This is a genomic window from Agrobacterium sp. CNPSo 3708 (assembly GCF_028674915.1).
Taxonomy (GTDB): Bacteria; Pseudomonadota; Alphaproteobacteria; order Rhizobiales; family Rhizobiaceae; genus Agrobacterium; species Agrobacterium cavarae.
On record NZ_JAQZSF010000006.1, the window covers coordinates 200363 to 212784 of the forward strand.

Annotated in this window: 10 protein-coding genes; 6 read left to right on the forward strand and 4 right to left on the reverse strand. The window is 59.1% G+C overall.

The features are described from left to right. Positions 1-1056 (reverse strand): threonine aldolase family protein, encoded by a 1056-nt coding sequence (locus PVA19_RS14655; protein WP_116491965.1) that lies wholly within the window; start codon positions 1054-1056, stop codon positions 1-3. 557 nt (positions 1057-1613) lie between these two features. On the opposite strand from PVA19_RS14655, the gene PVA19_RS14660 reads away from it, so the two are divergent. Next, positions 1614-1832 carry a glutaredoxin gene (locus PVA19_RS14660; protein WP_274103098.1) on the forward strand — a complete coding sequence of 73 codons (219 nt, stop codon included), beginning with the start codon at positions 1614-1616 and terminating at the stop codon, positions 1830-1832. 19 nt (positions 1833-1851) lie between these two features. Here the strand turns inward: PVA19_RS14660 and PVA19_RS14665 are convergent, their stop codons facing one another. Both PVA19_RS14665 and PVA19_RS14670 read right to left on the reverse strand, forming a co-directional pair. Then, entirely contained in the window at positions 1852-2442 is a 591-nt protein-coding gene (locus PVA19_RS14665) for a hypothetical protein (RefSeq protein WP_274103100.1), read from the reverse strand. After that, entirely contained in the window at positions 2439-2735 is a 297-nt protein-coding gene (locus PVA19_RS14670; RefSeq protein WP_274103101.1) for a PadR family transcriptional regulator, read from the reverse strand. The genes PVA19_RS14665 and PVA19_RS14670 overlap by 4 nt, the downstream gene beginning before the upstream one ends. Positions 2736-3615: 880 nt before the next feature. On the opposite strand from PVA19_RS14670, the gene gltB reads away from it, so the two are divergent. From gltB to PVA19_RS14690, 4 genes are read left to right on the forward strand one after another with little or no spacing between them, the layout of a single operon-like run. Next, on the forward strand, positions 3616-8370 hold the full coding sequence (gene gltB, locus PVA19_RS14675; protein WP_116492390.1) for a glutamate synthase large subunit: 4755 nt from the start codon (positions 3616-3618) through the stop codon (positions 8368-8370). Between the two features lie 56 nt (positions 8371-8426). Beyond that, positions 8427-8705 (forward strand): antitoxin, encoded by a 279-nt coding sequence (locus tag PVA19_RS14680; RefSeq protein ID WP_274103102.1) that lies wholly within the window; start codon positions 8427-8429, stop codon positions 8703-8705. Continuing rightward, positions 8702-9100 (forward strand): type II toxin-antitoxin system VapC family toxin, encoded by a 399-nt coding sequence (locus PVA19_RS14685; RefSeq protein ID WP_274103104.1) that lies wholly within the window; start codon positions 8702-8704, stop codon positions 9098-9100. The genes PVA19_RS14680 and PVA19_RS14685 overlap by 4 nt, the downstream gene beginning before the upstream one ends. A 20-nt stretch (positions 9101-9120) precedes the next feature. After that, complete coding sequence (locus PVA19_RS14690) at positions 9121-10578, forward strand: glutamate synthase subunit beta (RefSeq protein WP_062427885.1); 1458 nt, start codon at positions 9121-9123, stop codon at positions 10576-10578. Between the two features lie 59 nt (positions 10579-10637). On the opposite strand, the gene PVA19_RS14695 is transcribed toward PVA19_RS14690, so the two are convergent. Then, entirely contained in the window at positions 10638-11600 is a 963-nt protein-coding gene (locus PVA19_RS14695) for a GlxA family transcriptional regulator (RefSeq protein ID WP_274103105.1), read from the reverse strand. Positions 11601-11680: 80 nt separating this feature from the next. Here PVA19_RS14695 and PVA19_RS14700 point away from each other — a divergent pair, with 80 nt between their 5' ends. Continuing rightward, a complete protein-coding gene (locus tag PVA19_RS14700; protein WP_274103106.1) occupies positions 11681-12352 on the forward strand; it encodes a DJ-1/PfpI family protein in 672 nt (223 codons plus the stop codon). The last annotated feature ends 70 nt before the right edge of the window (positions 12353-12422 follow it).

The following is a 12422-nucleotide window of genomic DNA, read 5'->3' on the forward strand; positions in this document are numbered from 1 at the left end:
TTACGCCCGACCGCAAATGCGCAGAAACGAATCCACGTCGCTCTCTTCCGTCGCAAAGCTGGTGACGAGGCGGATCAGCTGTTCGTTTTCGCCGACCGGCTGCTGCATGTCGTGCGGAACCGGCCAGTCGTAGAAGCTGGCACCGGCATCTCGGGCAGCCTTGGCAGATTGCTTGTCCAGGACGACGAAGAGCTCGTTGGACTGTGTGGGCCAGGCGAGGCGGGCGCTGTTGGAGGCGGAGAGGCCGTCACGCAGGCGGTTTGCCATGGCGTTGGCGTGGGCGGCGAGCTCCAGCCACAGGTCGTTCTGGAAATAGGCGTCGAACTGGGCCGCCATGAAGCGGGTCTTGGAGAAAAGCTGGGCGGAGCGCTTGCGGATGAAGGGCAGGTCTTCTGCCATTTTCGGATCCATGTAGACGATGGCTTCCGCGCACCAGCAGCCGTTCTTCGTCGCGCCGAAGGAGAGGATATCGACGCCGCGCTTCCAGGTCATTTCCGCAGGCGTGGTATCGAGCGCGGTCAGCGCATTGGCAAAACGCGCACCGTCCATGTGCAATGGAACGCCGGCGCTCTTGGCGATTTCGGAGATCGCGGAGATTTCGTCGAGATCATAGATCGTGCCTTGCTCGGTCGCCTGCGTCATCGTCACCAGCATCGGCTGGCCCTGGTGAATGGAGCCGGGCGGAAAGCGATCGATGGCGGCTTTCAGGTTCTTAGGCAGCATCTTGCCGTTTGGCCCTGCCACCGGCATCAGCCGCGAGGCGTTGGAAAAGTAGATCGGCGCGCCGCATTCGTCCTCGATCACGTGGGCTTCGGAATGGCAAAAGGCGATGCCGCCCGGGCGGGCGACGCTTGCGAGCGCGAGAGAGTTTGCCGCTGTGCCCGTGCCGACGAAGAAGACAGCGACTTCGCGCTCGAAGATTTCATTGAACTTCTTCTCAATCGCCTGGTCCAGTTCGCTGGTGCCGTAAGCGGCGGCAAAGCGGGTGGATTCCTTCATCAGCCGCTCGTTGATGGCCGGGTGGGCGCCAGCCCAGTTGTCAGAAGCAAAAATCATCGTCAGCACTTTCAAGCATGTTGCGGGCAGGAATGTCGCGCGGTTGGGATGGTTGGCAAGACTAGGCCCGTGGTTTTACGAGCATATTTCAGCCAAGGCAAATCCGGTAATCAGACAACACGGTCTCCATCCTGTTCAAGGGCTTCCGATTTCGGGCGAAGGCACTTCGGACGGTCCGGTCCATTTCGCACGTCTGCCGCGCAAGTAGGTCTAGGTTATCTAGCGGTCGAACGAACGGTGTGACCATCCTAACTTCAGTCGATCTTATCGACCATCTGGCTTCCTCACCCTGCGCCAGAAGGACACCTTCAAGCCGTGGATCGATATCGACCAGACGAAACTCGTGCGTCAGAACGATCACCGCATGCCATTTATCGACAAGGGCACTTATTTCAACGTCCAACTGTCTCCAAGAGGTACGGTGAAGCACGGCGCCGACATCATTGTCGCACTTTGGAAAGGTGGCTTGAAGTCGGCCCACTGTCGCACGGGAATGACCAATCCGCGGCTACTCACCTGTGTCAACGCCTCGTGCTTAGCGTGTGAGGGGTAAGGGAATGGCATATATCGTAACGACCAAGCCAGGCTGCGTTGATTGCGTCTTGGCAAAGGCTCTGCTCAAGAGCAACAACGAAACCTTTTTGGAGTTGGTCTCCGAAACGCCGGAGCGGATCGAGTCGTTCAAGGATCCCGGCTACCGGTTGCTCCCGATGGTCTTCCATGATGGAGTGCTAATCGGTGGCTATGACGTTTTAGCCGAATACTTCGAAACGTGAGGATGGGGCTTGGGCCCCATCATTCGTCTTCCTTCTTGAAAGCCTTGAAGGGAAGTGAAAGTAGGTGCGCCGGGAGACCAGCAAGGAACTCCACGACGGAACTTATCAGGCTGAAATTAAGGTATCGCGCAATCTTCTTGGCTTCGTCCAGATCACCTTGGGCGATCGCCTCGAAATACTCTTGCCGCGCATCGGCCACCATCTGTCCGTAGATGCGATCAAAGACTGATTTCGGCAGAACGGCTTGAAGAATACCAATAGCGCGATATCCCGGAGCGCGATAGATAACGTTCTGCTTTTGGGTGCCAAGAACCGCGTTTGCCTCGATGAGCCTTTCATCAAGCCTTTCGATATCATTTTGTAATGCCTTGGATTCAGCTTTTGAAGCTGCTATCAACGCTTGCCAATTGGCACTATTGGTGTCGAGTTTGTGTAGCCAACGGTCTTTGTATTGGATGACCATGCCTTCGATTTCATCGTCGCATGAAAGATCGCTGGAAAAAATACCCGCGCGATTGATATTGTGGGAAACAATTTTTACGTTTCTCGGCCAGCTTCCCTTTTTAAGGTAAGCGCGCGGAAATTGGTGATCTTTATCGTCGGTGCTCATACTGTGATACCCTGGCTCAACGCGTTATACTGTCTGTGCATTTCGTTGGCGCGATCGAAGACGCGTTGTCCCTTGCCGGTGATCCAATAGCGCCTGCGTGGTAGACCAGCAACTGAGGCTTCCTTTTCAGCCTCAGACTTCACCCACTCCTTCTCTTCCATTCTGCCGAGATAGACATAAATCGTGCCCCTTTTTAGCTTGTCCGACTCCCTGACCATTTCCAGTCCGTAAAGTCGCTTTCCGGTAGTGAGAAGACGCAAAATTTCCATCTCCAGGTCTGTCGCTCCAAACATATTCAATCCAATCAACGGTGACACTAAGAAAGCCTATGACTCTTACATACCATAAGATTTGAGTCTTACAAACTGTAGGACGTGAGAATCTTGCGGGGTAATGCGCTCCCGCTACGTTTTCGCCATGCCAACGAGCATGACATTGGGGTCTAAAATGCTTGGCGCAGCAGGTCCGCCGCCGCTCTGACAAAGGGATCAATAAGCTCATCAGCGAAGACGAGTTTATGGAAAGGCTGGTTCAGCGCCTAGCCAACAAGTATCGCTAGCGCGTCAACTATCCTAAAGTGATCAATGAAGACGTCGAGCTGAGTGATAATGTCTACAAAGCCAAGATGGACGGTGAGGGTGCATCCCGTGTGAAGGTCCACGTCAACGTCTTCATAGAGCCCTATTCCTCGCAGCCCGAAGCAGAAACCCATTTCGGTAAATTCTGAACAAAGGAGAAGCCATATTTGGCCGCCTGCTCCGTCGTCACCCGACGATAGTCGCTAACGAGATGGTAATAATGGAAATTACGGATGGCTCTGATCGAGATGCCGCCCAGCTTGGCTGCAAGCTGACCAATGAAGTGCTTCCGCTGATCTCTATTCACCTGCACGTGTGTGCGATGAAGTTATAAAGGCGATCATTTTAGCGCAGCTAAACAAGAAAATTACGCGTTACTTCCTTCCGTTGAAATTTCACGTCACAATGGTTCTCTATAAATTAACGGCATCCCCTTGCGGAAGGTGGGTGTTTCTGTCATTGTTCAGACAGAATTAAGACAGCATTGCTGTCCTAAATTGAAATGCGGAGACGGATTTGGCTTTCAAGATTGGGGCCGGATCGGCCTCCGCCTCTCTGCGTGACACCATGCAACGAGTTTGCAGGAGGGATGAAAATGACCATACGGCTGGAAGGCGAAAACGCCCAAGGACTTCAGACCCTGGCACTTCAGACGAATGACTGTCCGACCGACGCGCCGAAGGCGATCGCGCCTCGCGCCACGATTGGCGGTCTTCCGGCCAAGCAGGGTCTTTACGATCCGCGCAATGAGCACGATGCCTGCGGCGTCGGCTTTGTCGCGCATATGAAGGGTCAGAAGTCGCACCAGATCGTCAAGGACGGTCTTTTCATCCTTGAGAACCTGACGCATCGCGGCGCCGTCGGTGCCGACCCGCTGATGGGTGATGGCGCTGGCATCCTCGTGCAAATCCCCGACCGCTTCTTCCGTGAGGAAATGGCAAAGCAGGGTGTGACGCTGCCGAAGGCCGGCGAATATGCCGTGGGTCACATCTTCTTCCCGCGCGATCCGGAACGCATCGAGCACTACAAGAAGGTCATCGTTGATGTCATCGGCGAAGAAGGCCAGCAGTTTCTTGGCTTCCGCGACGTGCCGGTGGACAATGCCTCGCTCTCCAAGGCGGCGGACATTGCCGCGACCGAACCGCATCACGTGCAGGTCTTCATTGGCGCCGGTCGCGAAGCCGCCACCAATGCCGAATTCGAACGCCGTCTGTTCCTGATCCGCAAGGTTCTGTCGAACCGCATCTATGATGCCGGCGGCGGCAAGGAAGCGCAGGATTTCTATCCGGTGTCGCTCTCCTCCTCGACCATCGTCTACAAGGGCATGTTCCTGGCCTATCAGGTCGGTGCTTACTATAAGGACCTCGCCGATCCGCGCTTCGAAAGTGCGGTGGCGCTCGTTCACCAGCGCTTCTCCACCAACACCTTCCCGTCCTGGAAGCTCGCCCACCCGTACCGCATGGTTGCCCATAACGGCGAAATCAACACGCTGCGCGGCAACGTCAACTGGATGGCGGCGCGCCAGGCTTCGGTCTCGTCCGAACTCTTCGGCGATGACATTTCCAAGCTCTGGCCGATCTCCTATGAAGGTCAGTCCGATACGGCCTGCTTCGACAACGCGCTGGAATTCCTGGTGCGCGGCGGCTACTCGATGGCCCATGCGGTCATGATGCTGATCCCGGAAGCATGGGCTGGCAACCAGTCCATGTCGGCCGAGCGCAAGGCGTTTTACGAGTATCACGCGGCCCTGATGGAGCCATGGGATGGCCCGGCCGCCGTTGCCTTCACCGATGGCAAGCAGATTGGCGCCACGCTCGACCGTAACGGTCTGCGTCCAGCCCGCTACCTCGTCACCGATGACGACCGCATCATCATGGCGTCTGAAGCCGGCACGCTGCCGGTACCGGAAGAGCGCATCGTCAAGAAGTGGCGTCTGCAGCCTGGCAAGATGCTGCTGATCGACATGGAAAAGGGCGAGATCATCTCGGATGAGGACGTCAAGCACGAGCTTGCCGCCAAGCATCCGTACCGCACCTGGCTCGACCGCACCCAGCTGATCCTGGAAGACCTGAAGCCTGTGGAGCCGCGCGCGCTGCGCCGCGACGTCTCGCTGCTCGATCGTCAGCAGGCCTTCGGCTATACCAGCGAAGACACCAAGCTTTTGATGTCTCCGATGGCGACCACCGGCCAGGAAGCTGTCGGCTCCATGGGCACCGATACGCCGATCTCGGCCATGTCGGAAAAGTCCAAGCTGCTTTACACCTATTTCAAGCAGAACTTCGCGCAGGTTACCAACCCGCCGATCGATCCGATCCGCGAAGAGCTGGTGATGAGCCTTGTCTCCTTCATCGGCCCACGCCCGAACATTCTGGACCATCAAGGTGCCGCCCGTGCCAAGCGTCTGGAAGTGCGCCAGCCGATCCTGACCAATGGCGATCTGGAAAAGATCCGCTCCATCGGCCACACGGAAGACCGTTTCGACACCAAGACGCTCGACTTCACCTATGATGTGGAGCGTGGCGCCGAAGGCATGCCGGAAATGCTCGATCGTCTGTGCGAGCGGGCGGAATCGGCCGTGCGCGGCGGTTACAACATCATCGTTCTTTCCGACCGTCAGGTGGGTCCGGACCGCATCGCCATCCCGGCGCTGCTGGCAACGGCTGCCGTTCACCATCACCTGATCCGCAAGGGTCTGCGCACCTCGGTCGGTCTCGTTGTCGAAACCGGCGAGCCGCGTGAAATCCACCATTTCTGCCTGCTGGCCGGCTATGGCGCGGAAGCGATCAACCCCTATCTTGCCTTCGACACGTTGCTCGACATGCACAAGCATGGCGCCTTCCCGAAGGAAGTCTCCGACGATGAGGTGGTCTATCGCTACATCAAGGCGGTGGGTAAGGGCATCCTCAAGGTCATGTCCAAGATGGGCATTTCCACCTATCAGTCCTATTGCGGCGCGCAGATCTTCGACGCCATCGGCCTATCGTCGGAATTCATCGAGCAGTATTTCTTCGGCACTGCCACCACCATCGAAGGTGTGGGCCTGAAGGAAATTGCCGAAGAAACCGTGACACGCCACATGGCTGCCTTCGGCAAGGACCCGATCCTTGCCAACACGCTCGATATTGGCGGCGAATATGCCTATCGCATGCGCGGCGAAAGCCACGCCTGGAGCCCGGATTCGGTCGCCACCCTGCAGCATGCCGTGCGCGGCAACAGCCAGGAGCGCTACCGCGAATTCGCCGAAATGGTGAATGACAGCAACCTGCGCATGAACACCATTCGTGGCCTGTTCAAGCTCAAGAGCGCCGAGCAGTCCGGTCGCAAGCCGATCTCCGTCGATGAGGTCGAGCCGGCGGTCGATATCGTCAAGCGCTTCTCCACCGGTGCGATGTCCTTTGGCTCGATCAGCCGTGAAGCGCATACCACGCTTGCGATTGCGATGAACCGCATCGGCGGCAAGTCCAACACGGGCGAAGGCGGCGAAGAGTCCGATCGCTACATGCCGCTTCTCAACGGCCAGCCGAACCCGGAACGCTCCGCCATCAAGCAGATCGCCTCCGGCCGCTTCGGTGTGACGACGGAATATCTCGTCAATGCAGACATGCTGCAGATCAAGGTGGCGCAGGGTGCAAAGCCCGGCGAAGGCGGTCAGCTGCCCGGCCACAAGGTGGATGCAACGGTTGCCAAGACCCGCCACTCCACGCCAGGTGTTGGCCTGATTTCGCCGCCGCCGCACCACGACATCTATTCGATCGAAGATCTGGCACAGCTGATCTACGACCTGAAGAACGTCAACCCGGAGGCAGACGTTTCCGTCAAGCTCGTCTCCGAAGTGGGCGTCGGCACGGTTGCTGCCGGTGTCGCCAAGGCGCGCGCCGACCATATCACCGTGTCCGGCTTCGATGGCGGCACGGGTGCGTCGCCGCTCACCTCGCTGAAGCATGCCGGTAGCCCATGGGAAATCGGCCTTGCCGAAACCCAGCAGACGCTGGTGCTGAACGGTCTTCGTTCGCGCATTGCGCTGCAGGTGGATGGCGGTCTGAAGACCGGTCGCGACGTCATCATCGGTGCGCTTCTGGGTGCCGACGAGTTCGGCTTCGCCACCGCCCCGCTGATTGCCGCCGGCTGCATCATGATGCGCAAGTGCCATCTCAACACCTGCCCCGTGGGCGTTGCAACGCAGGACCCGGTTCTGCGCAAGCGCTTCAAGGGCACGCCCGAACACGTCATCAACTACTTCTTCTTCGTTGCCGAAGAAGTGCGCGAAATCCTCGCTTCGCTTGGTGTTTCCAGGCTGGACGAGATCATCGGCGCTTCGGAGCTTCTGGAAAAGGATGAGATGCTGGCGCACTGGAAGGCACGCGGGCTCGATTTCAGCCGCATCTTCCACAAGGTGGAAGCGCCGAAGGAAGCCACCTACTGGACCGAGCGCCAGAAGCACCCGATCGACGACATTCTCGACCGCAAGCTGATCGAGAAGTCCATGCCGTCGCTGGAAAACCGCGAGCCGGTGGTCTTCGAAGTGCCGATCAAGAACGTCGATCGCTCCGCCGGTGCGATGCTGTCCGGCGCGCTCGCCAAGCGCTGGGGCCACAAGGGCCTGAAGGACGATACGATTCACGTGACGCTGCGCGGCACAGCGGGTCAATCCTTCGGCGCGTTCCTGGCACGCGGCATCACCTTCGATCTCGTCGGTGACGGCAACGACTATGTCGGCAAGGGTCTGTCTGGTGGTCGCATCATCGTGCGTCCGCCGGAAAATGCCCGTATCGTTGCGGAAAACTCGATCATCGTCGGCAACACCGTGCTTTACGGCGCGATCACCGGCGAGTGCTACTTCCGCGGCGTGGCCGGTGAGCGTTTCGCCGTGCGCAACTCGGGTGCGATTGCCGTTGTCGAAGGCGTGGGCGACCATGGCTGCGAATATATGACGGGCGGCATCGTCGTGGTTCTGGGTGAAACCGGCCGCAACTTCGCAGCCGGCATGTCCGGCGGCGTGGCCTATGTTCTGGACGAGACGGGCGACTTCGCCAAGCGCTGCAACATGGCCATGGTCGAGCTTGAGCCGGTTCCGGAAGAAGACGACATGCTGGAAAAGCTGCACCATCACGGCGGCGATCTCATGCACAAGGGACGCGTCGACGTTTCCGAGGACATGACACGCCACGACGAGGAGCGCCTCTACCAGATGATCTCCAACCACTTCCACTACACCAACTCCACCCGCGCCAAGGACATCCTTGACCGCTGGAGCGAGTTCCGTCCGAAGTTCCGCAAGGTCATGCCGGTCGAGTACCGCCGTGCGCTTGAGGAAATGGAACGGCTGAAAATGGGGGTCGCAGCAGAGTAGTTGGGTTTCGACAAATCTTGTGATATGCTTTGTCATATCACAAGATGGAGGTAGTCATGAATGACCATTCCAGCGTCGTTAAAATCGCGCAGGTCTTCAACAATGGACGTAGCCGCGCCATTCGTATTCCGAAGGAATTCGAATTCGAGGCTGACCAGGTGGAGATCCGCATGAATGAAAACGGCGATCTGGTGGTTCATCCGGTGAAAGCACCTCGATCTCCGGCAGGTTTGGTGGCTTTTCTGCGGACGCTTGAGCCGCTTACGGAAGAGGATCAGATGCCGGAAATCGAGGACTACCCACCGGAACCCGTCGATATCGATTTTCCGGAATGAAGTATCTCTACGACACGAATATCATCTCGAACCTTATTCGCTCACCCGACGGCAAGGTTGGTCAGCGCACCGAAATGCTGGCGGTTGGAGATCTTGGGACAAGCATCGTGGTCGCGGCAGAGCTTCGGTTTGGATACCGCAATCGGGGATCGAAGCGGTTGGAAGTCCTGGTCGAGCAGGTTCTGGCAGATTTCGAGATAGCCCCGTGGGCGTCGCCTGCGGATATGCATTACGCCGAGATACGCAGCATCTTGCAGCAGCAAGGTCAGCCGATCGGGCAAATGGACATGCTGATCGCCGCCCATGCGCTTGCGCTGGATGCGGTGGTGGTGACGGACAATGATAGAGAATTTTCCCGCGTGCCGGGATTGAAAGTTGAAAATTGGCTGCGTTAGGCCGCGGAAGGGACTGAGACATGGGCAAGGTTACAGGTTTTCTGGAGATCGATCGTCAGGTTGGCAAGTATCAGCCGGCGTCAGATCGTATTCGCCATTTCCGGGAATTCACCATTCCCATGTCGGATGCCGAGGTGCAGAAGCAGGCGGCGCGCTGCATGGACTGTGGCATTCCGTACTGCCACGGCCCGACCGGCTGCCCGGTGCACAACCAGATCCCCGACTGGAACGATCTGATCTACAACAACAATTGGGAAGAGGCGATCCGCAACCTCCATTCCACCAACAACTTCCCGGAATTTACCGGCCGTGTCTGTCCGGCACCGTGCGAGGAAGCCTGCACGCTGAACCTCGAAGATGCGCCGGTTGCGATCAAGACGGTGGAACAGGCGATTGCCGACAAGGCCTATGAGCTGGGCTTCATCGTGCCGAAGCCCGCCACGGTCCACACCGGCAAGAAGGTTGCGATCATCGGTTCCGGCCCGTCCGGTCTTGCCGCTGCCCAGCAGCTTGGCCGTGCTGGTCACGAGGTGCATGTCTATGAGCGCGAAACCAAGGCCGGTGGCCTGCTGCGCTATGGCATTCCCGACTTCAAGATGGAGAAGAACTTCATCGATCGCCGCGTCGAGCAGATCAAGGGCGAAGGCGTCACCTTCCATTACGGCGTCAATGTCGGCGTCGATATGAGCGCAGAACAGCTGATGGCCGAGCATGATGCCGTGCTCTATTGCGGCGGCTCGGAAACCCCGCGTCCGGCCGGTATCGGCGGCACGGAATTCCATGGCGTTCACGATGCCATGCCCTATCTGGTGCAGCAGAACCGTCGCGTCGGCCGCGAAAACATCGACAGCGTCGGCTGGCCTGCCGATCCGATCCTTGCTGGCGGCAAGCATGTCGTCGTCGTCGGCGGTGGCGATACCGCGTCTGACTGCGTCGGAACCGCCTTCCGCCAGGGTGCCGTCAAGGTGACCCAGCTCGACATCCGCCCGATGCCGCCGGAAAAGGAAGACAAGCTTGCCGTCTGGCCCTACTGGGCAACCAAGATGCGCACCTCGTCCTCGCAGGCCGAAGGTGCCGCGCGTGAGTTCCAGGTGGCAACGCTTGAATTCGTCGGTGACGAGGATGGCGTGTTGACGGGCGTGAAGTGCTGCCAGGTGGATGAGCGCCGCAAGCCAATCGCCGGCACGGAGTTCATCATCAAGGCGGATCTCGCCTTCATCGCCATCGGCTTCTCCGGCCCCTTCACCGATAGCATTTTGAAGGAACTGGACGGCAAGCTGACGCTCAACACCGACCGTCGTGGCTCCACCAACGTCGTTGCCAATGATCGCGACTACAAGACCTCGATCGACAAGCTCTGGGCAGCCGGCGACGTGCGCCGTGGCCAGTCGCTGGTCGTCTGGGCCATCCGCGAAGGTCGCCAGGCGGCGCGCGCCATCGACGAAGCCCTGATGGGAAGCTCGGTTCTGCCGCGCTGATCAGCGGCCCATCTGTCAAATTATCAAGCGCCCGGGACATCGTTCCGGGCGTTTGTGTTTCACTCCACGGCCATAAACCGCTCGCGATAGGCCTGCGGGCTGACCCCGAAGCGGCGCTGGAACAGGCGGCGTAGCGTTTCCTCGCTGCCGAAGCCGGCGCGGCGGGCAGCGCGCGAGACCGGCTGCGCCTGTTCCAACAGGCGTCTCGCGGTTTCCAGACGCATTTTCTCCAGCGCTTTGGCCGGTGTCACTCCGGTCTGTTCGCGGTAGTGGCGGGAGAAGCTGCGCAGGCTCATCCCTGCCTTGTCGGCGAGATCACCAAGTGACAAATCCTGCGTGATGTTTTCCATCATCCAGGCATGCAAGCCGTCGAAGCGACCGCCTTCATCCTGAAGCGTAAGGGCAGCGCTAAATTGCGACTGCCCGCCGGGGCGCTTGAGGAAGACGACGAGCTGGCGCGCGACGGCAAGCGCCACATCGCGTCCGAGATCGTTTTCCACCAGCGCCAGCGCCAGATCGATGCCGGCCGTCACGCCGGCAGAGGTCCAGATGCTGCCGTCCTGAATGAAGATCGGGTCGGGATCGAGCCGGACCTTGGGGAAGCGTTTCCGGAACTCGCCGCAGCGCTGCCAGTGCGTGACTGCGCGCCTGCCGTCCAGCAGCCCGGTGCTTGCCAGCAGAAAGGCACCGCTGCAGACCGATGCCGTTCGTCGCGCCAGCTTGGAGCGCTCCGCGATCCAGTTGATCAAAGCCTGATCCTCGCAGGCACGGTAGACGCCCCAGCCACCGGGAACGATCAGCGTGTCGATCGGCTGGTCGCTTAAGGGCAGGGAAGATGTGCCGATCGGCAATGCAGAGGATGTGACGATCGGATTGTCAGCGCCGACGGCCACCGGCTGATAGGGCGCCGGCTTTCCGGCGTGCAGACAAAAATCATTGGTCGAGGCGAAGACCTGCAAGGGGCCGGCGACATCCAGAAGCTGGACATCCGGGAAAGCTAGAATTTCGATGCGGCGGGTCATTTTGGCCTGAAGCGTGGGATGAATGGCAATCTCGCCAAACGATGCGCGCCCATCATGCTCTCGTCAACAGGAGAGTTCACATGACCTATCGCTTCGGTTTCCTCGTCTTTCCGAATATCCAACAGCTCGATCTGACCGGGCCTTACGAGGTCTTCGCCTCGGCGCAAGACAGCGAGGTGCATCTGGTGTGGAAGGACAAGAGCCCGGTTCGCTCCGTGACCGGGATCAGCTTCACGCCGGATGTCGATTTCAAGGATAGCCCTCAATTTGATGTGCTCTGCATTCCAGGCGGCGAGGGCGTCAATGCGCTGCTTGGCGATGAAGAGGTGCTGGAGTTTATCCGCCGCCAGGCAAAGGGCGCGCGCTTTATCACCTCGGTGTGCACCGGCTCGCTGGTGCTTGGCGCTGCCGGACTGCTGAAGGGCAAACGGGCGGCGACGCACTGGAACGCGATGGATTTCCTGCCGCATTTCGGCGCGACGCCCGTTCATGAGCGCGTGGTGAAGGACGGCAATCTGATCACTGCGGGCGGTGTGACCTCCGGTATCGATTTCGGTCTTTCGCTTCTCTCGGAATTGATGGGCCGGGAGGAAGCCGAGATCGTGCAACTGTCGCTGGAATATGCGCCGGCGCCGCCCTTCCATTCGGGCACCCCGCAAGAGGCGTCGCCGGATGTTCTGGACAAAGCGAAAGGTCGGATCGCGCGCTCACGTCAGGAACGGGAACGGCTAGTCGGCCAGATCGCTTCATAGCGGTGGCTCACCAGCGCATGCCCGCAAAAAAAACGGCCCCCGTGCATCTGCGCGAGGGCCGTTTTCCACA